The sequence below is a fragment of the Shewanella sp. ECSMB14101 genome, from assembly GCF_000773485.1.
Classification (GTDB): Bacteria; Pseudomonadota; Gammaproteobacteria; order Enterobacterales; family Shewanellaceae; genus Shewanella; species Shewanella marisflavi.
In genome coordinates this window covers 220253-247121 of the sequence record NZ_JSFF01000003.1, presented here as the reverse complement: position 1 = coordinate 247121, position 26869 = coordinate 220253, and the positions used below count along the sequence as shown (strand labels likewise).

At 47.5% G+C, this 26869-nt stretch carries 26 protein-coding genes and 3 tRNA genes; 16 read left to right on the top strand and 13 right to left on the bottom strand.

Translation table 11 applies throughout. The features are described 5' to 3' along the window. Positions 1 to 243 precede the first annotated feature (243 nt). Both NY07_RS04730 and NY07_RS04725 read left to right on the top strand, forming a co-directional pair. The gene (locus NY07_RS04730) at positions 244 to 1431 is read left to right on the top strand and encodes an efflux RND transporter periplasmic adaptor subunit (protein WP_033538177.1); all 1188 of its coding nucleotides are present in this window, start codon (positions 244 to 246) and stop codon (positions 1429 to 1431) included. Between the two features lie 5 nt (positions 1432 to 1436). Continuing rightward, positions 1437 to 4619 carry an efflux RND transporter permease subunit gene (locus NY07_RS04725; protein ID WP_033538176.1) on the top strand — a complete coding sequence of 1061 codons (3183 nt, stop codon included), beginning with the start codon at positions 1437 to 1439 and terminating at the stop codon, positions 4617 to 4619. Between the two features lie 142 nt (positions 4620 to 4761). Here the strand turns inward: NY07_RS04725 and NY07_RS04720 are convergent. Then, positions 4762 to 4852, bottom strand: a tRNA-Ser gene (locus NY07_RS04720). 80 nt (positions 4853 to 4932) lie between these two features. Further along, the gene (gene punC / locus NY07_RS04715) at positions 4933 to 6195 is read right to left on the bottom strand and encodes a purine nucleoside transporter PunC (protein WP_033538175.1); all 1263 of its coding nucleotides are present in this window, start codon (positions 6193 to 6195) and stop codon (positions 4933 to 4935) included. Positions 6196 to 6315: 120 nt separating this feature from the next. Between punC and punR the strand changes: the two genes are divergently transcribed. The 6 genes from punR to NY07_RS04685 all read left to right on the top strand — a co-directional run bounded on the left by punR (position 6316) and on the right by NY07_RS04685 (position 9577). Continuing rightward, a complete protein-coding gene (gene punR / locus NY07_RS04710) occupies positions 6316 to 7218 on the top strand; it encodes a DNA-binding transcriptional activator PunR (RefSeq protein ID WP_033538174.1) in 903 nt (300 codons plus the stop codon). 155 nt (positions 7219 to 7373) lie between these two features. Then, positions 7374 to 8033: a Bax inhibitor-1/YccA family protein gene (locus tag NY07_RS04705; protein WP_033538173.1), complete on the top strand. Its 660-nt coding sequence runs from the start codon at positions 7374 to 7376 to the stop codon at positions 8031 to 8033. 176 nt (positions 8034 to 8209) lie between these two features. Further along, a complete protein-coding gene (tusD, locus tag NY07_RS04700; protein ID WP_033538172.1) occupies positions 8210 to 8599 on the top strand; it encodes a sulfurtransferase complex subunit TusD in 390 nt (129 codons plus the stop codon). Between the two features lie 8 nt (positions 8600 to 8607). Beyond that, entirely contained in the window at positions 8608 to 8964 is a 357-nt protein-coding gene (gene tusC, locus NY07_RS04695) for a sulfurtransferase complex subunit TusC (RefSeq protein WP_033538171.1), read from the top strand. Beyond that, positions 8964 to 9245, top strand: a complete 282-nt coding sequence (gene tusB / locus NY07_RS04690) for a sulfurtransferase complex subunit TusB (protein ID WP_033538170.1) — start codon at positions 8964 to 8966, stop codon at positions 9243 to 9245. Before tusC ends, tusB begins: the two co-directional genes overlap by 1 nt. Next, a complete protein-coding gene (locus NY07_RS04685; RefSeq protein ID WP_033538169.1) occupies positions 9239 to 9577 on the top strand; it encodes a TusE/DsrC/DsvC family sulfur relay protein in 339 nt (112 codons plus the stop codon). The genes tusB and NY07_RS04685 overlap by 7 nt, the downstream gene beginning before the upstream one ends. Before the next feature lie 216 nt (positions 9578 to 9793). On the opposite strand, the gene serS is transcribed toward NY07_RS04685, so the two are convergent. The 6 genes from serS to lrp form a co-directional block, all read right to left on the bottom strand. Beyond that, positions 9794 to 11080 carry a serine--tRNA ligase gene (gene serS / locus NY07_RS04680; RefSeq protein ID WP_033538168.1) on the bottom strand — a complete coding sequence of 429 codons (1287 nt, stop codon included), beginning with the start codon at positions 11078 to 11080 and terminating at the stop codon, positions 9794 to 9796. A 19-nt stretch (positions 11081 to 11099) separates the two neighbouring features. After that, entirely contained in the window at positions 11100 to 11474 is a 375-nt protein-coding gene (crcB, locus tag NY07_RS04675) for a fluoride efflux transporter CrcB (RefSeq protein ID WP_011865819.1), read from the bottom strand. After that, positions 11467 to 12798: a replication-associated recombination protein A gene (locus NY07_RS04670; RefSeq protein ID WP_033538167.1), complete on the bottom strand. Its 1332-nt coding sequence runs from the start codon at positions 12796 to 12798 to the stop codon at positions 11467 to 11469. The genes crcB and NY07_RS04670 overlap by 8 nt, the downstream gene beginning before the upstream one ends. Positions 12799 to 12806: 8 nt before the next feature. Beyond that, positions 12807 to 13433, bottom strand: coding sequence for an outer membrane lipoprotein chaperone LolA (lolA, locus tag NY07_RS04665; RefSeq protein WP_052125495.1), 627 nt, complete (start codon positions 13431 to 13433; stop codon positions 12807 to 12809). A gap of 45 nt (positions 13434 to 13478) precedes the next feature. Continuing rightward, positions 13479 to 15989, bottom strand: a complete 2511-nt coding sequence (locus NY07_RS04660) for a DNA translocase FtsK (protein ID WP_033538166.1) — start codon at positions 15987 to 15989, stop codon at positions 13479 to 13481. A 183-nt stretch (positions 15990 to 16172) separates the two neighbouring features. Next, positions 16173 to 16676, bottom strand: coding sequence for a leucine-responsive transcriptional regulator Lrp (gene lrp / locus NY07_RS04655; RefSeq protein WP_011865823.1), 504 nt, complete (start codon positions 16674 to 16676; stop codon positions 16173 to 16175). A 179-nt stretch (positions 16677 to 16855) separates the two neighbouring features. Between lrp and ald the strand changes: the two genes are divergently transcribed. Both ald and trxB read left to right on the top strand, forming a co-directional pair. After that, positions 16856 to 17971 (top strand): alanine dehydrogenase, encoded by a 1116-nt coding sequence (ald, locus tag NY07_RS04650; RefSeq protein ID WP_033538165.1) that lies wholly within the window; start codon positions 16856 to 16858, stop codon positions 17969 to 17971. 131 nt (positions 17972 to 18102) lie between these two features. Continuing rightward, positions 18103 to 19053, top strand: coding sequence for a thioredoxin-disulfide reductase (trxB, locus tag NY07_RS04645; protein WP_033538164.1), 951 nt, complete (start codon positions 18103 to 18105; stop codon positions 19051 to 19053). Positions 19054 to 19355: 302 nt separating this feature from the next. On the opposite strand, the gene rplT is transcribed toward trxB, so the two are convergent. From rplT to thrS, 4 genes are all read right to left on the bottom strand, one after another. Further along, the gene (gene rplT / locus NY07_RS04640; protein ID WP_011865827.1) at positions 19356 to 19715 is read right to left on the bottom strand and encodes a 50S ribosomal protein L20; all 360 of its coding nucleotides are present in this window, start codon (positions 19713 to 19715) and stop codon (positions 19356 to 19358) included. Between the two features lie 18 nt (positions 19716 to 19733). Continuing rightward, complete coding sequence (gene rpmI / locus NY07_RS04635; RefSeq protein ID WP_011865828.1) at positions 19734 to 19928, bottom strand: 50S ribosomal protein L35; 195 nt, start codon at positions 19926 to 19928, stop codon at positions 19734 to 19736. An 87-nt stretch (positions 19929 to 20015) separates the two neighbouring features. Beyond that, positions 20016 to 20558, bottom strand: coding sequence for a translation initiation factor IF-3 (infC, locus tag NY07_RS04630; RefSeq protein WP_033538163.1), 543 nt, complete (start codon positions 20556 to 20558; stop codon positions 20016 to 20018). A 3-nt stretch (positions 20559 to 20561) separates the two neighbouring features. Further along, on the bottom strand, positions 20562 to 22490 hold the full coding sequence (gene thrS, locus NY07_RS04625) for a threonine--tRNA ligase (RefSeq protein WP_033538162.1): 1929 nt from the start codon (positions 22488 to 22490) through the stop codon (positions 20562 to 20564). 302 nt (positions 22491 to 22792) lie between these two features. Between thrS and NY07_RS04620 the strand changes: the two genes are divergently transcribed. The 3 genes from NY07_RS04620 to NY07_RS04610 all read left to right on the top strand — a co-directional run bounded on the left by NY07_RS04620 (position 22793) and on the right by NY07_RS04610 (position 24103). Beyond that, entirely contained in the window at positions 22793 to 23047 is a 255-nt protein-coding gene (locus NY07_RS04620; protein ID WP_033538161.1) for a hypothetical protein, read from the top strand. A 115-nt stretch (positions 23048 to 23162) separates the two neighbouring features. After that, on the top strand, positions 23163 to 23906 hold the full coding sequence (locus NY07_RS04615; protein WP_033538160.1) for an SDR family oxidoreductase: 744 nt from the start codon (positions 23163 to 23165) through the stop codon (positions 23904 to 23906). After that, complete coding sequence (locus tag NY07_RS04610; protein WP_033538159.1) at positions 23903 to 24103, top strand: CPXCG motif-containing cysteine-rich protein; 201 nt, start codon at positions 23903 to 23905, stop codon at positions 24101 to 24103. The genes NY07_RS04615 and NY07_RS04610 overlap by 4 nt, the downstream gene beginning before the upstream one ends. A gap of 172 nt (positions 24104 to 24275) precedes the next feature. On the opposite strand, the gene NY07_RS04605 is transcribed toward NY07_RS04610, so the two are convergent. Further along, entirely contained in the window at positions 24276 to 24887 is a 612-nt protein-coding gene (locus tag NY07_RS04605; protein ID WP_033538158.1) for a riboflavin synthase, read from the bottom strand. A 27-nt stretch (positions 24888 to 24914) separates the two neighbouring features. Here NY07_RS04605 and NY07_RS04600 point away from each other — a divergent pair, with 27 nt between their 5' ends. The 3 genes from NY07_RS04600 to NY07_RS04590 all read left to right on the top strand — a co-directional run bounded on the left by NY07_RS04600 (position 24915) and on the right by NY07_RS04590 (position 26677). Next, positions 24915 to 26279 (top strand): MATE family efflux transporter, encoded by a 1365-nt coding sequence (locus NY07_RS04600; protein WP_033538157.1) that lies wholly within the window; start codon positions 24915 to 24917, stop codon positions 26277 to 26279. Between the two features lie 224 nt (positions 26280 to 26503). Continuing rightward, a tRNA-Val gene (locus NY07_RS04595) sits at positions 26504 to 26580 on the top strand. Between the two features lie 20 nt (positions 26581 to 26600). Next, positions 26601 to 26677, top strand: a tRNA-Val gene (locus tag NY07_RS04590). The last annotated feature ends 192 nt before the right edge of the window (positions 26678 to 26869 follow it).

Sequence of the window (26869 nt, the reverse complement as noted above, 5' to 3'; positions counted from 1 at the left end):
ACCAAACTTACGTTATGCGTCGTCTCTTATCTTGAGTCTGGCCATCAGTATGTACACTTTCCCCTGCGCAATATGACCTTGAATTATCAATTTCTCCCTCGCGTTTACATACCTGTTTACATTTAAGGGCTTTAACAAAACGCTCATTTCGATAACATTTAGCTTGAGTTTTTCTTTCGCCGAATTGAAATAGACTTTTTAATAATTAATTTAAAGCCTTAGCTCCAACAAGAGGAAGTGTTTGTGGCTACCCTAAAACAGATCATTCTGCCCGTCGTCGTTTTAACCCTTGGCGGCGGCACTTATGCCGTACTGGCATCGATGAAAAAACCTCCGCAAGAGAAGCCCGCGGTGGACAACACCCCAGTTGTTGCTGTTGAGATAATAGACAAGCAACCCATGACCTTTAATGTCAATTCATACGGTATCGTCAATGCCAAATACGAGACAGAGTTAGTCTCGCAAGTGACCGGGGAAATCGTCTATCTGGCAGATGCGTTTGTCAGGGGAGGATTTGTTAAGAAAGGTCAGGTGCTGGCAAAAATTGACCCGAGTGACTATGAAGCCGCCCTTATCGATGCCAAAGCAACGGTCGCCAGTGCGAAAGCGACACTAGTACAGGAAAAAGCGTTCGGCAAAGTGGCCGCTGAGGAGTGGAAACGGATCGAAAATGGTTCCCCTACCGAGTTAAGTCTGCGTAAACCGCAACTGGCCCAAGAAGTCGCCAAACTCAATTCGTCTGAAGCAGGTTTAAAGCGCGCGACACGAAATCTGGAGCGCACAGTGATCAAGGCGCCTTATGATGCACTGATTGAGAGCCGTAAGATCGGACTCGGCTCTTACGTCTCGGCTGGTACCCCACTTGGCAAAGTGCTTAGTACAGAAAAAGCCGAGATCCGCCTGCCTCTTCCTGACAAGGAGATCCGTTATCTCGACAATAAAGGCTTAGGAGCACAAGTCGCCCTGCACGGCAATTTTGCCGGGAAAGAGCAGCAATGGAACGGGAAGATTGTTCGCAGTGAAGGCGTTATCGATAACCATAGCCGTATGACCTATTTGGTTGCAGAAGTGGTTGACCCTTATGGCCTAAAAGATAACAAACAGCCACTACGGTATGGCAGCTATATTACGGCGCAGATCCACGGTTCACAATCACAAGATGTGACGACCATTGCCAGACACTTAGTGGTTAATGATCAAGTGGCAGTATTAACCCCAGACAATACCCTCGCCTTTAAAACCGTCGATATTGTGCGTCAGCAAGGCACTCAGGTGGTCATTGGCGAGGGGCTGGATGACGGTATGCGTTTGATCACCTCTGCGCTAGATTATCCCATCGAAGGGATGAAGCTTGCCCTTGCCCAAGACAAGCAAACGCAGCCTGTTGAAGATGAAAGCGCCAGTCAGATTGCCATGGACGACAAGGAGTAAGGCAAATGCCAGATACCAATAAAGGCATTATTGCCTGGTTTGCTCGTAACAGCGTCGCGGCAAACCTGCTAATGATCATCATCATACTCGGTGGTCTGTTAACGGCAAATACCATCAGAAAACAATTCTTCCCTCAGGTAGAGATCAACTGGGTTGAGTTCAGCGCCTTTTATCCAGGTGCTGCCCCCCAAGAGGTTGAAGAAGGGATCACCATTAAAGTCGAAGAGGCATTGGAGCGAGTACAAGGACTTAAACGCGTCATTACCTACTCTAATCGAAATTCTGCATCAGGCTATTTTCGTATTGAAGACTCCTACGATCCTCAAGTCGTTCTCGATGAAATTAAATCTGAAATCGATTCTATCTCCAGCTTTCCAGACGGTATGGAGCGCCCTCGAGTTGAGCGCATCAAGCTCAGGCAAGAGGTGTTCTATATTAGTCTCTATGGCGATCTCCCGCCTAAGCAACTTAAGGAGTTTGGCGAGAAGATACATGATGAGCTGATGCAGCTGCCTTTGGTGAATATCACCGAATTTTACGGCGGATTAAACTATGAAGTCGCCATCGAAGTGAGCAAAGATAAGCTGCGGGAATACAACCTGACCTTTAACGATGTCGCCCAGGCTGTCAGAGGCTATTCACGTAATATGTCGGCAGGACAAATTAAAGCGGAAAATGGCTATATTAGCCTCAGGGTACAAAACCAGGCCTATGTTGGCTATGAGTTTGAAAACCTTCCCCTGATCACCCTAGAAGATGGCACTAAGTTACTGCTCGGCGATGTGGCCAATGTCGTCGACGGTTTTGAAGAAGGGATCCAATACTCCAAGTTTAACGGTAAAAATTCGGTCACCTTTTTTGTGGGTGCATCCAATGATCAGAGCATGACAGATGTCGCCAAGGTGGTGAACAAGTACGTTGAAAATAAACAAGCCAGCCTGCCTCAAGGGCTTAGCCTAGAGACCTGGGTCGATATGACTTATTACCTGGAGGGACGTCTTAACTTGATGCTGGACAGTATGAAGAGTGGCGCTGTCTTGGTGTTTATCATGTTGGCGCTCTTCTTACGGGTTAGATTGGCCTTCTGGGTAATGATGGGCCTCCCAGTGTGCTTCTTAGGTACCCTGCTCTTCATGCCCATGGCCATGATAGACGTGACTATCAATGTCATTAGTTTATTTGCCTTCATTTTGGTGTTGGGGATCGTGGTCGACGACGCCATCGTCATGGGCGAAAGTGCCCACACTGAATGTGAAGAAAAAGGCCAAAGCTTAGACAATGTGATAAGAGGAGTGAAAAAGGTTGCCATGCCGGCGACTTTCGGCGTGCTCACCACCATAGCGGCTTTCTTGCCTATTACCTTAGACGATGGCCCCTCGTCGGCATTTGGTCAATCAATTGGGTATGTGGTGATCCTCTGCCTGCTCTTTTCACTGGTTGAATCTAAGCTCATTCTGCCTGCTCACTTGGCTAGAATGAAACAGAAAACTCAAGTACCGGCAGGCTCACGCACCCCCATCAACCTGTTAAGGCGCGGCGTGAATTATCTTCAGAGCCGGGTAGATGCTGCACTACAGTTTGTGATTAATAGTCTATATCACCCCTCTTTGACCTTAGCGGTCAAATATCGATACATGATTATTACCCTCTTTATCAGCTTTATTCTTGTCTGTGCTGGTCTCTATCAGGGGGGGATTTTGCGGTATGTCGGTCAGCCTAAAATTCCTCACGACTTCCCTCGCATCAGTGTCGAGATGAATGTGGACGCCTCAGAAAAAGCCACTCTGGCCGCGGCGCTCGCTATCGAAAAGGCCCTCTATGGTGTCGACGAACAGCTGGAACAAGAGTTTGGCCAGCGCATGATCGCCGATATGCAGGTCGACCTTCAGAGCCGCACCCGTGCTCAGATAATGACTAAATTGGTTACGCCCGAGCTTCGCCCTATTGACACCTTTGCACTGGCAGAACGTTGGCGCCTGGCGATGCCGCAGATCCCAGGGGTTAAGTCCTTTACCATTCAAGATAACCTCTTTGGAGGTGGTCGCGATGATGGTGATATCAGCTTCCGCCTCGAAGGTAAGGATGATCAGCAGCTCATCGCTGCCGCAAAGGAGCTCAAGGTAAAACTCAACACCCTACAAGGGGTGGGTGACGTCAATGACAGCAGGCAGTCCAGCGCAAAAGAGGTGCAGTTTAGCTTAAAACCTTTGGCTAACAGCCTAGGGCTCACCCTGGCAGACATCGCCTCCCAAGTCAGCGCCAGTTTCTACGGCCTCGAGGCACAGCGTATATTGCGTAACGGTGAAGAGATTAAGGTGATGCTGCGCTATCCAGAAGATCAGCGTAACTCTATCGCCCATGTTACCGAGGTGATGATACTGACGCCACAGGGCGCCGAAATACCGCTGTCAGAGGTCGCGGAAATCCAGGTGACTCAAGGCGTCAGTGGGATCAGACGCGAAAATGGTAATCGCACCATCAATGTTTGGGCCTCTGTAGATGCCGCTCAAGCTGAGCCTTTTAAACTAGCTGAGGATATTCGCGATAACTTTATCCCTGACCTACTGCGTAAGTACCCTAGGGTGAAGAGTGAAGTGTCGGGTAACATTCAAGAGCAGATAGAAAGTGCCAATACCCAGATGCGTAACTTTGTTATTTCGCTGCTGGTTATATACAGCCTTTTGGCGGTGCCGCTTAAATCCTATGTGCAGCCGATGATGATCATGTCAGTGATCCCTTTTGGCATCATTGGATCAGTACTTGGCCATATGCTCTTGGGTATCGATCTAAGCGCCCTCTCCCTCTTTGGGATTATTGCCGCCGCAGGGGTGGTGGTAAACGACTCACTGGTGATGGTCGATTACATCAATCGAGCCCGTCTGGCTGGCGTATCCATGAGGCAGGCAGTGATCGAGGCTGGTTGTCGGCGATTCAGAGCCATTCTGCTCACCTCACTGACCACTTTTATCGGCTTAGTGCCCATCATGAGTGAAACCAGCATGCAGGCGCAGATGGTGATCCCTATGGCCGTATCACTGGCTTTCGGGGTTCTGTTCGCAACGGTTGTGACCTTGGTGCTGATCCCTTGCCTCTACGTCGCGATTGAAGACATGAAGCGCCTGCTGAGTATTTTTATGGGCCGGTTTTTCAACGACAAGCAAAGTGAAAAGCTACCACAAACAAATTAAGTAGGCAGTTTGACTCCCAGATAAAAGCCCGCGAACCAGCGGGCTTTTTTACCGCAATAGTTCACGTGGATGCAGTATCTTTCCAAAGGCGATGACGTAAACGAAAAAAGGCTTCCATTACTGGAAGCCTTTTTTCTTAATGTGGCGGAGAGATAGGGATTTGAACCCTAGACGGGCTATAAACCCGTGCCGGTTTTCAAGACCGGTGCATTCGACCACTCTGCCATCTCTCCGAACGCCGCGAATAATATAGTGGCCTATTTCACTTGTAAAGCGAAAATATTCAAACGCGGTTTATTTGGCTAACTAACACTCATTTTGTACTGTCATTTTCCTGATGCAGCGCAATTTTAGCTGGGTCTGGCGTCGAAATCGCGCCAAAAACAGCGCGCCAGTTGTCATAGCGTCGCACTTGATAGCCAATCAGCACTCCTACAGCGCTGAGCACAATGCCGACACCTATTGCCTTTTCGCCACTGCTTGCCCACAAGGCAACAAGTGATGAGGCGCCAAAAGCGATACTGATCTGCAAAAAGTTTTGTAACCCAGCTGCCTTAGCCGACACCTGCTTAAACACCTGAAGTGCACAGTTCACCACTATCGGATAACAAGCGCCATTGGCAGCAGCCATTACCGAGAAGATCGCTAGCAGCGGATAGATACTCTGCGCTGGCCATAAAAGTGTCACCAAAGCGATACCGCCGACACACACGGCGAACAATAGTAAAATCCAAGTAAGACTAACTTCAGGCCCAACTTTACGGATCAGGGTCTTACTTAAATAGCCACCAAGGATAAACATGATGGTCTGGGGAATGAAACTTAGACCAATTGCCTTTGCTTCATAGCCATGTTGCTCCATCACGATAGGCCAAAGCGTCAGATAGGAGAAAAATGCCGCCGAACAGGCACCGAAGATCAGTACATTTCCCAGATATTTTGGATTCGCAAGCATGGTTAAGTAACCCACCTTAGTCTCTTGCGAGCTTGAGGCATCACTGGTCTTAGTATCATGCTTAACCCAAATAAGGGTTGCGATGATGAGTACTAAACTCAGTATACCCAGCGTCACAAAAATGCTCGGCCATTGATGCCACTCCAACATGTAGGCACCAAGGATTGGAGCCAGAGCGGGTGACAGGGCTACAAGTGGCATAATGTTACTAAACACCTGCTGAGCTTCACTGGCGCGATATCTGTCGATCACTATCGCCTGCCAGATCACTGAGGCGCTACAAGCACCCAAAGCTTGAAAAAATCTGGCCCCATTGAAGATGACAATGTTATCGCTATAAGCAATGGCTAAACTGGCACCACCAAATAGGCTGAGTCCTATCACCAGACTCATGCGCTTACCAATAGCCTGAACTAACGGGCCATATAACAATTGGCCAATGGCTAATCCAGCCAGGAAGAATGTTAGCGAACTTGCCACCTGAGTCGCACTTGCATCAAAACTTGTTTCAATAGCTTTGAAAGCTGGAAGATACATATCTGTGGCAATAAAACCTAGCATGCTTAATAATGCGAGGTAGATAAAGAATAGCAAATTAGCGCTTTTACTGTTAAAAGTCATAGTCACACACGTAATAACCAAGAAAGTCGCTGAGTCTAGTGACTTGCCATTTGCTTGTGAAACGTTTATTTTTGCTTACAGCCTTCAAATAATCTCACAGCAAAAAAGGGACCCGTTATCATGCTTTCTGAACAGTCGATGCAATTGATAGATATGGTGGCCCGTGTCGGTAGTTTTACCGCCGCAGCCAATAAGCTTCACAAGGTCCCTTCCGCCGTGAGCTACGCCGTTAAACAAGTCGAGGAAGAGCTAGGGGTCATATTATTCGAACGCCATCATAGAAGCGTTAGCTTAACCCCTGCTGGAGAGCACTTTGTTAAGCAGGTGCGTTCTGTACTGGCTAACTTAGCTTCATTAAAAGATGACACCAAGCGAGTGGCAAATGGTTGGCAACCCACACTTTCTATCGCGCTAGATAATATCGTGCGTGCCGATAAAATTAGCAACTTAATCGCCGACTTTTACCGCCATTTCGATAATGTCGAGCTTATTATTCGCATTGAGGTCTTTAATGGCGTCTGGGAAGCTATCGCAACCGGGCGCAGTGATATCGCTATTGGCGCCACCACGGCGATCCCGGTCGGCGGTGACTACCGCTTTAAAGATATGGGCGACATCGAATGGACCTTTCTCGTCAGTAAACATCATCCTTTAGCGGCAATAGACAGGCCCCTGCTCGACGACGAACTACGCATCTACCCGTCTATTTGCCTTGAAGATACATCTCGTGAGATCCCAAAGCGTCTGACTTGGCTGCTGGATAATCAGCGCCGACTCGTCGTCCCTGACTGGATCCGAGCGATAAACTGCTTTCGCGAAGGGTTAGGTATTGGTTACATGCCAAAACATTTTGCCACCCCCTTTGTTCAAGCGGGTGCGCTGATAGAAAAGCAGCTCGACAGGCCTAAAGCCCCTAGCCCATGTTGCCTTGCCTGGAACGATGCGAATCAGTCGCCTGCTATGGCTTGGGTACTCGACTACTTAGGCGATAGTGAAAAACTGCAAAGAGATTGGTTTAATTAAGACTATCGAAATTGCAAAGCTTTCACCTTACCCTTGGGTCAGGTATGATAAATTTAGATTTTTAAAAAGGTTAAATCAGGTTAATGAAAAGGAACTCCTGCGCCTTATTTGACTCAAATAAACCATCAAGTTAGTGACTGTCACTGGAGATAAAGATGACACAAGAAACACTATATGCCAGCCATGCTTCGACACAAGAAGTGAATAAGCTGCTTAAAAATACCTATTTATTGCTCTCGATGACGCTTGCCTTCTCAGCGGTCTGTGCGGGACTGGCAATGGCGTTACAAATTAGTCCTCTCATGTCGATCGGGCTTTCAGTTGGTGGACTTGTTCTGCTGTTCGTCACTTTGAGAAAGGCTGATACGGCAGCAGGCCTGTTCTGGGTATTTGCCTTTACAGGTATGGAAGGTGCGTCCCTTGGCTATATGCTCAATCACTACGCGGGAATGGCAAATGGTCCTCAGCTGATCATGCAGGCTTTAGGATTAACGGCCGTGGTATTTGTCACCCTTAGTGGCTACGCCATCACCACTAAGAAAGACTTTTCATTCATGCGTGGCTTCCTATTAGCAGGCTTGGTGATCGCCATTGTTGCCGGTATCGCAAACATCTTTATCGGTAGTGGCGTGGTGTTTATGGCCCTTAACGCAGGTATCGCGCTGTTAATGACAGGCTTTATCCTTTTCGATACCAGCCGTATCGTTAATGGCGGCGAGACCAATTACATTCGTGCCACCGTCTCGCTATATCTGGATTTCCTAAACCTATTTATCGCTATTTTGCACTTATTAGGTGTAGGCAACGACGATTAATCTAGTCTAGTCATACTTAAACAGCCCGCCTTTATCGGTGGGCTTTTTTATGTGCAGCATAAATTTTATTCGACTAGGCCGCAGCCGGTTATTCAGGCATTTGGGATCGTTACAAAAAGAAGATAGAATAGCGTCCAAGTTCAGTGCGTTTGCGCGACAGATGTAAGTGAAGGTTAATGAGCAAACTCGTTATTCAAGTTAATCAGCCAGGATATGGCCAAGGCAGCAGTTACCAAGCATTAATGTTTGCCAACGCGGCCCTAGAAGCAGGCCATGAGATCCTCAAGGTCTTCTTTTATCAAGATGGCGTACTGTCGACCAACCATCTACAGAGCCCTGCCTCTGATGAATTCAACCTGTATCAAGCTTGGCGTGAATTGGCCCAAACCCATAATGTCCCGCTGGTTAACTGCGTGTCTGCCGCCTTACGACGCGGCGTGTTATCGGCTAGCGAATCAGCCGAAAATCAGCTTCAGCACTGGAACCTAGAGCCTCCCTATCAAATGGGCGGTTTAGGTGAACTCGTGGCAGGTATTGAACAAGCCGATCGCGTGATCTGCTTCTAGGAAACACAATGAAAAAGATCACGCTTATTTTTAGACATGCGCCCCATGGCAGTGCTAAGGCTCGAGAAGGATTAGACTTTGCCCTGCTGAGCGCCAGTTTCGAGCAAGAGGTCAGCATTATCTTCGCTGATGAAGGCGTGCTCAATTTGCTCCCCGGCCAAACGCCGGAAGTGATTGGCGCTAAAGATTTTGTTGCCGCCTTTAAGGCACTTCCTCTGTACGATATAGAGCAGGTATATGCCTGTCAGCAAAGTTTACAGGATTACTCGCTAACAGAAAAAGATGCTGCGTTCCCGGTCGAAACAAAGACGCCTGAGCAGATCGCTACGCTATTAGCACAAGCTGACGAGGTCTTTGTTTACTGATGATACTGCATGTCGTACAACACTCCGCCGCCAAGGATAACGCTCTTGCGACCTGTCTACGCTATCTGCAAATCCAGGATACAGTGATGCTTATTGGTGATGGGGTAAATAGTCTTTTACTGGCTAAATGGCGCAACGAGCTGGCTAAGCTTAATCTATGTCTACTTGAGCAAGATGTCATTGCAAGAGGGTTGCAACAGCACCTGAGTGACTACCGCCAACTCAGCCAAGCAGAATTTGTCGAACTTACACTAACTCATGCTAAGGTGATCACTTGGTAAATTATATTCAATATGGCGATGCTCAAATCGCCACAGATCCCCAGGGCTACCTTAAAAATGTCTCGGATTGGGATGAGTCACTAGCGGAGATCATTGCCGCTGAAGAGGGGATCACATTGACCCCCGCCCATTGGGAAGTCGTACATTTCGTGAGAGATTTCTATATGGAGTTTAAGACGAGCCCCGCGATACGTGTCCTGGTTAAAGCAATAGGTCAGCGTCTAGGCCCAGAAAAAGGTAACTCTAAATACCTCTATACCCTCTTTCCGATTGGCCCCGCAAAACAGGCCACTAAGATCGCCGGACTGCCTAAGCCCGCTAAGTGCATCTAACCCTTATAGTTAGCATAAGGTACATCAGCACATAATAAAAAACCTTCGCCTTGGCGAAGGTTTTTTTTGTCGTTAGAGATTTTGCATCACTAACAAAATCGCTTTCCCAAATGTTGTAAACATTACTGCGAAAAAGATACAGATAATGACGACATAGGTCAGCCACTGAAAATAGCGCCCACCGTTATCCATGTTTCACACTATCTCGCTATATGCTTAACCTATTTGGGTCAAACCGCCCATATAGGGGCGAAGCACTTCTGGCACAGTGATCGAGCCATCGGCGTTTTGGTAGTTTTCTAATACTGCCACTAAGGTACGACCTACCGCCAAGCCAGAGCCATTTAAGGTATGTAGCAGTGCAGGCTTCTTAGCTGATTTAGCCTTATAACGTGCTTGCATGCGACGAGCCTGGAAATCCTGCATGTTACTGCAAGAGGAGATCTCACGATAAGTATTTTGCGCCGGTAGCCAGACTTCGATATCGAACGTCTTCGCCGCACCAAAGCCCATATCACCGGTACAAAGCACCACGGTGCGATATGGCAGGCCTAGCTTTTGTAGTACGGTCTCGGCGTGTTGAGTCAGACTTTCGAGTGCCGCCATAGAGTCTTCTGGCTTCACGAGCTGAACCAACTCAACTTTGTCGAATTGGTGCTGGCGAATCAGGCCACGAGTGTCTCGGCCATAAGAACCCGCTTCACTGCGGAAACAAGCCGTGTGCGCTGTCAGCTTAACCGGAAGCTCGTCTTCATCGATAATAGTATCGCGGGCTAGGTTGGTCAGTGGTACTTCGGCAGTTGGGATCAAGCTAAGGCCCTGACCTTCTTCTGTCGCTGGCTTGGTGTGGAAAAGATCTTCACCAAACTTAGGCAGCTGACCTGTACCTAACAGACTGTCCTCATTAACAAGAAGCGGCACATAGGCTTCGGTATAACCATGCTCTGTGGTGTGCAGATCTAACATGAATTGCGCTAGGGCTCTGTGCATACGCGCGATCTGGCCCTTCATGACGATAAAGCGTGAGCCTGTGATCTTCACGGCATTCTTGAAATCTAAACCAGCATGCAGTTCGCCCAGATCAACGTGATCTTTGACTTCAAAGTCATATTGCTTAGGCTCGCCCCAACGGCGGATCTCAACATTTTCAGCCTCATCGGCGCCAATAGGCACAGATTCGTCAGGCAAGTTAGGTACGCTCATGGCAATGGCATTAAGTTCTTCAAGCAGCTGCTTTAATTCGGCTTCCTTGCTGCTTAGCTCGGCGCCTAAATCCCCGACCTTAGCCATGATCGGCGCAACGTCTTCACCTTTGGCCTTAGCCTGACCTATTGATTTGGAGATCGCATTACGGGACGCTTGCAGCTCTTCTGTCGCCACTTGCAGTGACTTACGCTTTTCCTCTAATTTACTGAGACGATCCACATCCAGGATAAAACCACGGGTGGCGAGGCGCTCAGCGGTCGCTTCTAATTCGGTACGTAAAAATTTGGGATCTAACATGTTTTTAGTTTCTTAATAGTTAAATGCGAGAAAAAACCAACTGCTGTCCTAAGTAAACCATGAATAAACACAGACATAGGTTCAGAGCGATATTTGTAAATGCTTTCAACCAGGCCCCCTGCTGCATCAGTAACAGAGTTTCATTGGAAAAAGTTGAAAACGTTGTAAGTGCCCCTAATAACCCAACACCTACCAAAGCTTTTATTTCAGGACTGACTTGACTCGCTTCTCCAAGGGCGTAGATCACCCCCATCAAAAAGGAGCCAATCACATTGACCATCAGTGTACCAAAAGGAAAAGAAGAGCCAAATACCTGAATCATGAATATTGAAATAAGATAACGAAATACCGCTCCAATGGACCCGCCCAAGGCCACAAAAATGAGATTATTCATAGCGCTTAACCTCACTTAAGCGATCCATTTCTGCCAATGTTTCCAGCTTGGTTTTGATTCGCTTCTCAAACCCATGTTCGCTTGGATAATAAAAGCGCGTATTAGCGAGTGCCTCAGGGAAATAACACTCACCGCTGGCATACCCATTGGGCTCATCATGTGCATAGCGATAACCTTCACCCAAACCGATATTGGCCATTAACTGAGTGGGCGCGTTGCGCAGGTGATTAGGCACCGCGTGACTGCCCGTCTCTCTCGCTAATTGGCGCGCCGCCTTAAATGCGGTATATACAGCGTTGCTCTTAGGGGCACTGGCGAGATACACCACTGCCTGAGCAATGGCACGCTCTCCTTCGGCCGGTCCCACCCGGTGAAAGCATTCCCAGGCGTTTACCGCGACCGACATGGCCACGGGATCTGCGTTGCCGATATCTTCAGACGCAATAGCCAGTAAGCGTCTTGCTACATAAAGTGGGTCACAGCCCCCTTCTAGCATGCGGCAATACCAATAAAGCGCAGCATCTGGCGCCGAGCCACGAATCGACTTGTGCACTGCAGAGATCAGATCGTAATACTGATCGCCATTCTTATCGAATCCGGCTAGCTGCTGTCCCGCGACCTCAATGAGCATCTGCTCACTAAAATCGCCGCCATCGACAAGCATGTCACTCATCAACTCTATGAGATTAAGTGCCTTACGGGCATCTCCATCACACAGGCTGGCAAGCTTCTTAGCAACCTCGTCAGGTATCTTCAGCTGGCGCTTACCCAAGCCGCGCTCCTCATCAGCAAGCGCTTGGCGAACAATCTTGATAATCTCATCATCTTGCAAGCGCTTGATCAGATAGACTCTGGCGCGAGAGAGTAAGGCGTTATTGATCTCAAACGAGGGGTTTTCCGTGGTGGCGCCAATAAAAATGACGGTACCATCTTCGATAAAGGGCAAGAAGGCATCTTGCTGACTCTTATTAAATCTATGCACTTCATCGACAAATAGCAGGGTTCTCTGCCCCCGAGACTGGGCGACATTTTTTGCATGTTCGATGGCGGCGCGGATCTCTTTGACCCCAGAGGTGACGGCTGAAATGCGCTCGACATGGGCATTGGCGTAATGGGCAACCAACTCGGCCAAGGTGGTTTTGCCTGTGCCTGGTGGCCCCCAAAACATCATAGAGTGGGCCCTACCCGCCTCGAGTGCCTGACGCAGAGGCTTACCTTCGCCCAATAGGTGATCTTGCCCTATATATTGCTCAAGGGTCTCAGGACGCATCCTGGCTGCGAGCGGCCTAAAATCAGGCGCGAAGTCGAAAGTTAAACTAGACACAGGCTACCTTAGTCAAGAGCCTTTAGGCGTTGATCGTCTATATCGACGCCTTCGGGAACGGTAAACTGGAACAGCTTATCATCGTCATCATCAAGAGATGTCTGATTGGTCAAAGAAAAGACACTCAAGTTACCCTGTTGATCTTTAAGCTTCATCACCTCTAGTGTGTCTTGGGTAAAGCAAATATCGACTTGGGTGACGCTAGCGTCGATCGCTTTGGGGGTTATCTGATAACACTCATCCTTCTGGCTCACCTGATAAGCTTGCCAGGTCGCATCGTCTCGATGCACTAACAGCGCAATTGGCGAGGCGTCGATGGCCTGGTTAAAATCGACAACTGACACCTCTTCAGCAAAGGGGTTATAGATCCACACATCCTGACCGTCGGCCACGATTAAAGATTCATCCGGCTGAGTCAGGTGCCAATAAAATTGATTAGGTACCGCCAAGGCAAAAGTGCCCGCCCCTTGCTGAATCACTTTGTCGTTGACATCGGTAACTTCTTGGCTAAAGTCGGCTTTCAGATTATCCAGATTCGCCAACTTTTGTTTCAATGATGCTGAATCATCTGCATACACAGACGTTGCCACCACTAATGGCAGAGTAAAAACTAAAGTCGATAACGATTTAAGCATTGCAAATCCTTTAAATTTAAACGCCACCTGCGCTAAGCAAGTAGCTTAATAATCTTTAGGTGGTGGCGGGGCCAAGACTTCGCGGTTGCCATTATGCCCCTGTGAACTTACCACGCCCTGCATCTCCATCTGCTCTATGATACGTGCCGCGCGGTTATAACCTATCTTAAACTTGCGTTGAACACTGGAAATTGAGCCGCGGCGAGTCTCAGTGACAAAAGCCACAGCCTCATCATATAGCGCGTCCACCTCTTCATCATTTTCTGCAGCTTCACCCGGCAGCAGTACCTGCTCGCCCTCGGCAGAACCTTGTAAAATTTCATCTATATACTGTGGCTTGCCGCGACTATGCCAATCAGCAACGACAGCGTGTACCTCATGGTCATCGATAAAGGCGCCATGGACACGTATTGGCACACTTGTGCCAGGTGGTAAATAGAGCATATCACCCATCCCCAGCAGGGTTTCGGCCCCTTGCTGATCTAAGATGGTGCGCGAATCGATGCGTGATGACACCTGAAATGCCATGCGCGTTGGAATGTTTGCCTTAATTAGGCCGGTGATCACATCAACAGAAGGACGCTGAGTCGCCAGGATAAGATGAATACCGGCAGCGCGCGCCTTCTGGGCGATACGGGCGATTAACTCTTCCACCTTCTTACCAACAATCATCATCATGTCGGCAAATTCATCGACAATCACCACGATAGATGGCAACTTATCGAGCTCTGGCGCCTGCTCTTCCATGCTGTCTTGTGAGCGCCATAGTGGATCAGTTATCACCTCACCGCGAGCCTTAGCTTCTTTAATCTTGGCGTTATAACCTTTTAGATTACGCACTCCCAAAGCCGACATCAGCTTATAACGACGCTCCATCTCGCCAACACACCAACGCAGTGCGTTAGCCGCCTCTTTCATGTCGGTCACTACCTCACAAAGAAGGTGAGGTATCCCTTCATAGACTGACAATTCAAGCATCTTGGGGTCGATCATAATGAAACGAACGTCGTCAGGACCCGACTTATACAATAGGCTGGTGATCATCACGTTAACCCCAACCGATTTACCAGAGCCTGTAGTCCCTGCTACCAGTAGGTGTGGCATCTTGCCTAGATCTACTACAACAGGCTCACCCGAGATATCTTGGCCCAATACCATACTAAGATGTGACGGGCTGTGTTCAAATGCTTCACTACCTAACACATCGCGCATAAATACGGTTTCACGGAACTTGTTAGGCAGCTCTAGCCCAACATAGGCCTTACCTGGGATCACTTCGACCACTCGAACACTTTCAGCCAACAGTGAGCGCGCCAAATCTTTTGACAAGTTGGTGATTTTAGAGGCCTTGACTCCCGGCGCTAACTCAAGCTCAAAGCGGGTGACAACGGGACCAGGGAAAACACCGACGACATTGGCCACAATATTAAAGTCTGCCAGTTTCAGCTCAACGAGTCGCGCAACCTGGTCTAACTCTTCCTGGCTAATCGGATTTGCCTTGCGATTAGGCACATCGAGCAGAGAGATATCTGGCAACGGCGTGACAGGCTTCTTAGGCTGCGCCTCTTCACCACCTGGCAGGACCACAATACCATCGACAATCTTTGCCTTTTCTTGTGCGCGCTTGGCTGGTATAACCGCGCCGCTTGAGTGTTTAGCATCAAAATCTATGCTTTCATCGTCATCTTGAGCGCTAAAGCTCAGCGATGCCTCATCCTCTTCTACCTCTTTATCCAGTGACACTTTAGGCAAGCTAAAGCTTGGCTCATTCACTTTGCGCCTAGCTTCATTGGCAACTTGGTCGCTATCACCAGTTACCTTCTGTTCGACATCATAATCTTCATCGTCGAACTCATCGTCATGGGCTAACGCTTTTTGCTGTCGAGATTCCTTAAAACGATCAAACACTGACATAAAGCCTTTGGTATCTTCCGTTTCGGGAGCACTAGAGAATTTCTCAGGGATCTGTTTGAGCTGCTTAAGACACCAGATAGTTGCAAAACCGACGGCCTCGACCACAGTTAACCAACTGATACCTGTCAACAAAGTAAAGCCGGCGCCAACAAAACAAAGCAAGAGTAAGGTGGTACCTAACTGATTGAAATAAGGCAGCATGGCATAGGCAATGACATCACCAGAAACACCTCCTGCAGAGAATTCATAAATGTCATTGGCATTCATGCTGGCAAGAGATGCCAAACTGAAGGTGATCAACAAAAAGCCTATCAGTCTGAGACCAACAGAAAAATAATCTATCTCAAGTAGACGATGAATGCGTTTAAACAGCAACCAACCGGTTAGTGCGACGATCACTGGAATTAAATATGCGGTATAGCCAAAAAAATAAAACAGCACATCGGCAAGCCATGCCCCGACGGCGCCAGTGACATTTTTGATCTCACCTTCGAAATTTGACTGACTCCATCCTGGATCAGACGAATGAAAACTACTGAGCGCGAGCAATATATAGGTGGCGATCATGCAGCAGATGATCAGCCCGCCCTCAAGCAGACGCTGCAAACCGCTAAGTGTTTTGACGCTATTTCCCTGAGACAAAAGACAACCCACAATGCGAAAACGAAAAAGGTGAGCCTAAGATATCAAAATAATTTGCGCTATGCAGCGTTTTACCTGTCTATACAGCACAATAGCGCACTAAAAAGCAATCTTTGATGAAAAACTACTCAGGGTGAAAAAAAAGGAGCCATTAAGGCTCCTTTTTGACGACATAAATCGTTTTTAAGACTCAAGCGTTACATTAATTGCAACTCTGTTGGTCTGCTTAACTTCTTCCATCACGACGTAGGTACGAGTATCAGAAACAGCGGGCAACTTAAGTAGAGTTTCGCCTAACAAGCGACGATAGGCAGACATGTCAGAAACACGGGTCTTCAATAAATAATCGAAATCGCCAGACACTAAATGACATTCTTGAATATCATCGAGCAATTGAACAGCACGATTAAACTTATCAAATACCTCTGCAGTATCGCGATTTAGCGTGATTTCTACAAACACAAGTAATGAAGCCCCAAGATAATGGGGATTTACTAGCGCAGTATATCCATTGATGTAACCTTGCTTTTCGAGTCTTTTAACTCTCTCTAAACAGGGAGTGGGGCTCAGCCCTACACGCTTTGACAGCTCAACATTGGAAATGCGGCCATCGATTTGCAACTCGTTAAGGATGTTACGATCGATCCGATCTAAGTCTTTTATGGGACTCTTTTTATTATTAACCATATTTTTAACCTTGCTTTATCACTAAAACAACATTTACTGCTACGTATGTCAAAAGTTCAGCAGCATTAACTGCCGAAGTGATACTATACTAGATTTCCCTGAAACAATCACGTTCAGGACCTATAAAATAACAATTCAACCCATAATAAATGGGTTTTTATTCAATTTGAGGCTCGAAGATGATAATTGGTGTACCTAAAGAAATCAAAAACCACGAATATCGTGTTGGTATGGTGCCGTCAAGTGTCCGCGAATTGACCCTAAAAGGTCATGAAGTATTTGTAGAAAAAAATGCTGGTGTTGGGATCGGTTTTAACGACCAAGACTATGTCGATGTTGGCGCATCAATCTTAGACACTGCAGCTGAAGTTTTTGCGAAAGCAGAAATGATTGTTAAGGTAAAAGAACCTCAAGCGGTCGAGCGTGCCATGTTGCGTGAAGATCAATTGCTGTTCACTTATCTTCATCTTGCTCCAGATTTGCCACAAACTGAAGATCTCATTAAGAGCGGTGCCGTGTGTATCGCTTATGAAACTGTTACCGATGCCCGCGGTGGTCTGCCACTGTTAGCCCCTATGTCAGAAGTTGCTGGCCGTATGTCTATCCAGGCGGGTGCCATGGCCCTAGAGAAATCTAAAGGCGGTCGCGGTATGTTGCTTGGCGGCGTCCCTGGTGTTGAGCCAGCTAAAGTCGTTATTATCGGCGGCGGCATGGTAGGTACTAACGCAGCGCAAATGGCTGTAGGTCTGGGCGCTGACGTTGTTATCCTAGATCGCAGCATCGATGCCCTGCGTCGCCTTAACGCTCAGTTCGATAACCGCGTTAAGGCAATCTACTCAACAGCTGACGCCATTGAAAAGCACGTACTGGAAGCCGACCTGGTGATCGGTGGCGTATTGGTTCCTGGTGCAGCTGCACCTAAACTAGTGACCAAAGATCACATCAAGCGTATGAAGCCAGGCAGCGCAATCGTTGACGTCGCCATCGACCAAGGTGGTTGTGTTGAGACTTCTCATGCAACGACTCACCAAGACCCAACTTATATCGTTGATGAAGTGGTACATTACTGTGTGGCTAACATGCCAGGTGCAGTGGCTCGTACCTCTACCTTCGCGCTAAACAACGCGACCCTGCCTTACATCATCAAGTTGGCTGACCTGGGCTACCGCGAAGCACTGCGTCAAGACAAGCACCTGCTAAACGGCTTGAACGTAATGCATGGCAAGGTAACCTGTAAAGAAGTTGCCGAAGCCCTGAACTTCGAATTTGTTGATCCTAGCGTACTACTCGCTTAATCAAGTAAAGAGTGTAAACAAAGGGAGCCAATGGCTCCCTTTTTCGATTAGAACAATCTAAAAGATTGCCTTTACCCCTCAGGGGAAATTCCCTACAATCGCTGCAATTCGTTAAAGGCACGGAGAAAAAGATGAGCCAAGCTAGACACTGTAACTTATTAATCTTGGGTTCGGGCCCAGCTGGATACACAGCCGCTGTTTATGCTGCCAGAGCAAACTTAAAACCTGTGCTGATCACAGGTATGCAGCAAGGTGGCCAATTGACCACCACCACAGAAGTGGAAAACTGGCCAGGCGATGCCGATGATCTGACCGGCCCAGCACTAATGGAACGTATGCAAAAGCATGCCGAAAAGTTCGAAACCGAAATTATCTTCGATCACATTAATGAAGTGAATCTGCAGCAGCGCCCTTTCCAACTAAAAGGCGACAGCGGCGAGTACACTTGTGATGCTTTGATCATCTCGACCGGCGCCTCGGCAATGTATCTTGGCTTGGAATCAGAAGAGGCCTTTAAAGGTAAAGGCGTATCGGCCTGTGCAACCTGTGACGGCTTCTTCTACCGTAACCAGAAAGTTGCCGTGATCGGTGGTGGTAACACAGCCGTTGAAGAAGCGCTCTATCTGAGCAACATTGCCTCAGAGGTGCACCTCATTCACCGCCGCGACAGCTTCCGCTCTGAGAAGATCCTGACCAAGCGATTAATGGACAAGGTGGCAAACGGAAACATAGTACTGCATCTCGACAGCACCCTAGACGAAGTCGTAGGCGACAACATGGGCGTCACAGGTGTGAAGATCAAAAGCACCAAAGATGGCGCCATCACAGAATTTGATGTCATGGGCGTATTCGTAGCCATCGGCCACAAGCCAAACACTCAGATGTTTGAAGGTCAGCTAGAGATGAACAACGGCTACATCAAGGTTCAAAGCGGACTAAATGGCAATGCGACCCAAACCAGTATTCCTGGCGTATTCGCTGCAGGTGATGTAATGGACCAACACTACCGTCAGGCAATCACCTCGGCGGGTACCGGTTGTATGGCAGCACTCGATGCTGAGCGGTTCCTAGACGCGCAATAATAATGTTACTCGATTAGCATTACTTTTCTTAAAAAGCAGGCCTAGTGTCTGCTTTTTTTGTGTCTTTTAGCAATCACAGCAAGTAGACAGAAGTGGCCTTAGAAAAACATTTAAACTTGGCCTAATGTTTCAAAACATATTGATTCGATATGTAAAATACTAACGCTGCAGTCGGACGTTTTAACAAGCTAGGATGATGATCTATTTACTAGGCTTGCTTTTAAAGACCAGCCAAATGAATTTGAGATGATCGGGCACAAAAAAAGGGACCCTAGGGTCCCTTTCAAAGCAAAGCTCACTAATTACTTAGCTAGAGCTTCTTTTGCCTTTTCAACTAGAGTGGCGAAAACCACTTTGTCGAATACAGCGATGTCTGCCAAAATCTTACGATCGATTTCGATAGACGCCTTTTTCAGACCGTTAATGAAACGGCTGTAAGACAGACCATTTTGACGAGAAGCCGCATTGATACGTGCAATCCACAGTTGACGGAATTGACGTTTCTTCTGACGACGGTCACGGTAAGCATATTGACCAGCTTTGGTTACTGCTTGCTTAGCAACACGGTAAGTACGTGAGCGAGCTCCGTAATAACCTTTGGCTAGTTTAAGTACTTTCTTGTGACGAGCACGAGCGGTTACACCACGCTTAACTCTAGGCATTGTTCTCTACTCCTCTAATTAAGCGTATGGTAGTTGACGTGCAATTGCTGGCACATCAGACTTCGCAACTAAACATTTAGCACGTAAGTGACGTTTACGCTTAGTGCTCTTCTTTGTCAAAATATGACGTAAATGGGCTTGTTTGCGCTTAAAACCGTTAGCGGTTTTCTTAAAACGCTTTTGTACACCCTTGTCTGTTTTCATTTTAGGCATTGCTAAAACTCCGCATTGGGACATTAATAAAACGCAAGGCGAGCAGAGGCCCTCAGAGAGGTCCCTGCTACTTTTAAATTTGCCCTACTATTTCTTTTTCGGTGCAAGAACCATCACAGCCTGACGACCTTCCATTTTTGGAAAAGCCTCCACAACTGCTATCTCAGCCAAGTCATCTTTAATACGATTCAAAAGATTCATACCAAGACTCTGGTGAGCCATCTCACGACCACGGAAACGCAGCGTTACTTTCGCTTTGTCGCCGTCTTCAAGAAAACGCTTCAGGTTGCGTAGTTTTACCTGATAGTCGTTTTCATCAGTACCGGGACGGAATTTAATTTCCTTCACCTGTATCTGTTTCTGCTTCTTCTTTTGCTCTTTTTGGGCCTTAGCCTTATCAAAAAGAAACTTTCCGTAGTCCATTATGCGACATACAGGCGGCTCAGCATTAGGGCTGATCTCTACAAGATCTACGCCTGCTTCATCTGCAAGTTCTTGTGCTTCACGCAAACTTACAATGCCGATAGTTTCACCGTCTAGCCCATTAAGACGTACTTCTGATACACCTACAATGAGTTCGTTAATTCTATTCGCCGCTGCTTTACGCACGTCTGTTTTCTTGATCTTTATGACCTATTCCTCCAACAAATTTAGACTACGGAGCGAAATTTGATCTTTCATCTTGGCGGCAAATTCATCGATTTGAATCTTACCAAGATCAACACCATCTCTGGTTCGCACCGCGACTTCCCTATTTTCCATCTCTTGATCACCAACGACCAATAGATAGGGAACACGCCTTAGGGTGTGTTCGCGTATTTTAAAGCCTATCTTTTCATTCCTCAAGTCTTTCGAGGCACGAATTCCCTGATCTTTAAATAATTTGACCACTTCGTCAACATATTCCGACTGTTTATCGGTAATATTCATCACGACGGCCTGAACCGGTGCCAACCAAGTTGGGAACTTGCCCGCATACTCTTCGATAAGAATACCGATGAAGCGCTCAAGCGAACCTAAAATGGCACGGTGGATCATCACTGGGGTCTGACGGCTATTGTCTTCGGCGACATAAGTCGCACCAAGACGCCCAGGTAAAGCGTAATCAAGCTGCACAGTACCACATTGCCATGCACGGTCTAGACAGTCATGCAAAGTAAATTCTATCTTAGGACCGTAGAAGGCACCTTCACCCGGCAGGATCTCATACTCGATATCATTGGCTTTCAGCGCATCCATCAAGGCTTGCTCGGCACGATCCCACATGGCGTCGTCCCCGATGCGTTTTTCTGGGCGAGTCGATAGCTTAACTACGATGTCATTGAAGCCAAAAGTTGCGTAGGTATCATAAACCATCTTGATACAACCGCTGACTTCCTGCTGCACCTGCTCTTCAGTACAGAAGATATGCGCGTCGTCTTGAGTAAAGCCGCGAACTCGCATCAAACCATGTAATGAACCCGATGGTTCGTTGCGATGACAGCAGCCAAACTCTGCCATACGCAATGGCAGGTCACGGTAAGACTTAAGACCTTGGTTAAAGATCTGTACGTGACCCGGGCAGTTCATCGGCTTCACCGCATATTCACGGTTTTCTGAATGAGTGGTGAACATGGCTTCGGAATATTTATCCCAGTGGCCACTGCGCTCCCACAAAACACGGTCCATCATTAAGGGACCTTTCACCTCTTGATAGGTGTACTGACCCAGTTTCTGACGAATGAATCTTTCCAGCTCGAGGAACAGGCTCCAACCATCGTTGTGCCAGAACACCATGCCAGGTGCTTCTTCCTGCATATGGTAAAGATCAAGCTGCTTACCTATCTTACGATGGTCACGCTTAGCCGCTTCTTCTAGGCGAGTCAGATGTGCCTTAAGGGCCTTCTTGTCTGCCCAAGCGGTACCATAGATACGCTGGAGCATCTTGTTGTCTGAGTTACCACGCCAGTAGGCACCAGCAACACTCATCAACTTGAAATTATGACAGAACTTCATGTTAGGCACATGGGGGCCACGACACATGTCAGTGTATTCTTCGTGATGGTACAGAGCTGGCTTATCATCTTGGCTAATGTTTTCATCCAAGATCGCCATCTTATAACTTTCACCGCGCGCTTCAAAAGTATCGCGGGCTTCTTGCCAGCTAACCACTTTCTTGACTACATCATAGTTAGTCTTTGCCAGCGCCAGCATGCGTTTTTCAAGCTCGGCTACATCTTCCTCGGTCAACTTATGATCGAGATCCACGTCATAGTAGAAACCATTATCGATCACAGGTCCAATCGCCATCTTGGTCTCTGGCCACATCTGCTTAATCGCATGACCCAAAAGGTGAGCACAAGAGTGACGCAAAATCTCAACACCTTCATCATCTTTTGCGGTGATGATAGCAAGGTCTGCGTCTGTCTCGATCAGATCGCAGGCATCTTTAAGCTCACCGTTTACGCGACCAGCAATACAGGCCTTAGCCAGACCTGGGCCAATGTCGGCGGCGACATCAAGTGTTGAAACTGGGTTGGCAAACTCGCGTTTGCTGCCATCGGGAAGTGTAATAACAGGCATGTAAAATCCTTATCCAGTGGTGACCCCTACGTAGGGCCACTTGGTCATTGAGAAGAAAAATTTAAGCAACTGAAGCGCAAAACATTACCGGAGTTTTAGCCTACTTCAGTGCAGGCCTGCCATTCTAGGGCGGCAATAGCCAAATCGCAAGGGTTAAGGCCTGAGATGATACAAAAGTGACCAGCAACGCTTTAATTTCGCCCATGTCATGAGATCTCCATCAAGATGTCATCAGACAGTCATCCACCAAGCCTACTCTTGCGGCCATATCGTTAATTAAAAATCTAATCAGGAGAGCGACCATGATGAAGTTTATTTTACTCACTGCCCTCAGTTATCAGCCTTTATATCACTATGATGGCTCGCCAAATGTCAGCCTTGCGCAGATAACACTCGAATCGACTAATAGTGTAAAGGTAACCGCAAAGCCCCTTGGCGACGTTGACCAGTTAAGCGCCGAGATCGCCAATGAGCTGGACAGACAGCTCAAAGCGATGCACGCAGAGTTATCACAGCAATCGGGTGAACAACAACTTTTGGTAAACCAAATACGTTAAACCTTACTTAGCCAGTTTATTATTGCCATCTTTATAAAGGGTTTGGTTTCACAAACTCATTGTATCTGGCAACAAAATCATCGAATATTCATCTCACCGTTAAGGGATAAGCAAGATGACTATGACTAAGTGGGCTTTGATCACTGGGGGCGCCAAACGCATCGGCAAGGCAATTGCCATTAGGCTGCATCAATCGGGCTATAATATTGCCCTACATTACAATAGCGCTCAGCGAGATGCCCAAACACTGGCTGCGCAGTTAAATCAGCAAAGAACCGGCTCATGTAGGCTCTTTCAGGCCAATCTAGCCTCAGAGCAAGAAATCAAGACTCTAGTCGAGGCGGTCAATTGTGAGCTAACGCTATCGGTGCTTATCAATAATGCCTCTGTATTTCACCCAGATCCTGAAATTGCAAACTGGCAAGACAGCCAACACCTGCTGACGACCAATCTAATCGCCCCCTATCTACTTGCCCAACGGTTAGCGCCTAACTTGGCAAGCCAGAGCGGCTGCATCATCAATCTCGTGGATATTCATGGTGACCGTCCTCTAAAAGGACATGGACTATACTCAATATCTAAGGCTGGCTTAAATATGGCCACCCGCGCATTAGCGCAAGAATTGTCCCCAGCGGTGCGAGTCAATGGCATTTCACCGGGAGCAATCTTATGGCCAAGCGGCAGTGAGACAGATACGGTCACTAAGGTGATTAATGAGATCCCGATGAAACGTGCGGGCACACCAGAGGATATCGCCTACACGGTAGACTTTATCCTCAATAGCCCTTACCTGAACGGCCAGATCATTGCCATCGATGGTGGTCGCAGCGCGACGGGATATACAGGAGCCGACGGATGAAAATTTTTGATAAGATCATTTGCTGCCCCCACTGTGGGCACCACCAACATATCAACTTAGATATCAGCTGTGGTGATCAGGACTACTACGACGATTGCCGCGTCTGCTGCAATCCAATCCATTTCAGGACGCATATTGATGCAGCCCGGCAAAAGGTCGAAGTCTATATCGACTCAGACGATGAGCAGTTTTACTAACCATTCTTTTGTCGCAAGTAAAACAAGACAGAATGAAGGCTGCGCACCATAGGGCTGTTGTAACAGCCCTCACCTTTTTTGCTTCAAGAACTAAGGTGTAAAACGTTATCTCAACTATGGGCCAGCCTATGACTATGACCACTACAAAAATTAGGGCTATTTTAACAACAGTTTAGCTAAAACGCTTTGCCAGTACCCGCTCAACCGTATCCACGATAGCCTGTGTCTGACTGTCGATTTCGATATTAAGCATGGTCCCCACCTGAGCCTCATCTAAGTTGGTAATGGCTAAAGTTTCCGGGATAAGGTGTAACATAAAACCGCTCTCATCCACCTCACCTACAGTCAAACTGCATCCATTCACCCCTACAAAACCTTTATAGAGAATGTAATTCATCCACTTGGGCGCGACTTCCAAGCGAATATTATAATGGGAGGCGGTGTGGCTCAGCGCTGCGACCTTGGCCTGTGTATGTACATGACCAGATAACACGTGCCCACCGATCTCACTGCCATAGGTTAAGGAACGCTCGATATTGACCTTGCATCCAGGATTAAGGGAAGCAAGATTGGTAAGCCTTAATGTCTCTTCCATTACATCGAAAAACACCCTATCATCTGCAATCTCGGTAACGGTCAGACATACCCCGTTATTGGCAACACTTGCTCCTCGCTGCAAGTTTTCCTTCAGGTGTGGCGGCATCGCAATTTCGATTGTATTAAGACCATCTTTTTTATGAATGGCCACCACTTCACATGTGGCCTGAACAATACCTGTAAACATATTTTACTCTCTGCATTAAGGCGTTTTATGAATCAATTCGGCTTTCAAGCCAAAAAGCTCGTCCATCTTGCGTTGCCAGTTCTTATCGCCCAAGTTACTCAGACCATGATGGGCTTTATCGATACCGTTATGGCTGGCCGAGTCAGTGCTATCGATATGGCTGCTGTTGCCATAGGCGGCAGTCTTTGGCTTCCTGCACTACTTTTTGTTCAGGGGTTACTTGTTGCCTTTACCCCTGTTTTTGCTGCCCATCATGGTGCCAATAACCAAGCGGCAATTCGTCCCATGGCATATCAGGCTGCCTATATTGCCATAATTGGCAGCGTATTAGTGATAGCCTTCCTCAGTTTTGCGCCGCAGATCTTTAAAATAATGGGGCTCTCGACCGAGCTTGCCGAGCTCAGCAATCAATATCTGTTTGGATTTGCATGGGGAGTACCCGCTTTCGTACTCTATCAGGTGCTTAGAGGCTGCAGTGAGGGGATCTCTTATACGCTACCCACTATGTTGATTGGCTTTGTCGGCTTGGCGGTCAATATTCCTGCGAACTATATCTTTATTTATGGTCATTTCGGCGCGCCCGCGCTCGGTGGTGCTGGCTGTGGTATCGCGACAGCACTGGTTTTCTGGGCCATGTTTATTGCCATGGCTATCTATATGCAGGTAAACCGAAGATTTGCCGCCCTTGCGCCATTTAGCGCTTTTCACCTGCCCAACCTTGCGACCATGATAAAGATGACTAAACACGGTATGCCCATTGCCATGGCGCTGTTTTTCGAGGTAAGCCTATTTGCCATTATCGCACTTCTGCTCGCCCCCCTCGGCGCCAATGTCGTGGCAGGCCATCAGATAGCGTTAAACTTCTCCTCCATCGTGTTTATGTTACCTCTTTCTATCGGTATCGCCGTATCAATTCGTGTTGGCTATTATCTTGGTCAAGACAATCCGCTCACGGCCAAATTAGTGACTAAGGTAGGTCTGGCTATCGCTTTTAGCCTTGCACTATTCACCGCTATTATTACCGTTGTATTTCGGACTCAGATCGCCCTCTTGTACAACCAAAACCCCGAAGTAGTTGCTTTAGCGAGTAGCTTGATGTTTTTGGCAGCGCTTTACCAACTCTCGGACTCAGTTCAAGTCGTCACTGCAGGCGCATTGCGTGGCTATCACGATACACGCAGCGCTTTTTATATCACCCTCGTTTCTTATTGGGCTATTGGTATGGTGCTCGGTTACCTACTGGCCGAAACCAACCTGTTAGTGCCAGCGCTTGGCGCTCATGGCTATTGGATAGGGCTAATCGCCGGCCTCACCAGCGCAGCGCTTTTGTTTGCCCTGCGGCTTAAATATATTCAACAGCGTCCTACCCAACTGCAAATGGACGCGCAGTAGCTAAAAGTAAACAACATAAAAACAAGACGATGTTTCACCTTGGAATCATCGTCTTGCTACATAAGATTGATGGTTATGCCGCCGCTTTGGTGTTAAAAAGTTCAACTTGCACAGCAAATCGCCGCTTGATTGAAAAATTACGATTTTTTGCTTGCAACTGACCTTACATCCCTCGTAATATAGCGCTCGTTCGATGGCCGACAGGTCATCAACAGTAAATCAGTACAACCGTAGCTCAGTTGGTTAGAGCACCACCTTGACATGGTGGGGGTCGGTGGTTCGAATCCACTCGGTTGTACCAATTTTACAAGTGATAACGATACAACCGTAGCTCAGTTGGTTAGAGCACCACCTTGACATGGTGGGGGTCGGTGGTTCGAATCCACTCGGTTGTACCATATTTATGCAGAAAGGCTCACACAGAATTGTTGGTCTTTTTTGTTATCTTAACTCGTTCAAAACCTACTTGTACAACAGCAACTCACTTTAAATCAGATAGTTACACTCAACCATTCTTTCTCTACCTTTAAAAATAGATTTCTAACTCCCCTACTCGTCCATGCATTTTCTTGCATCTTTATTCTGTGACC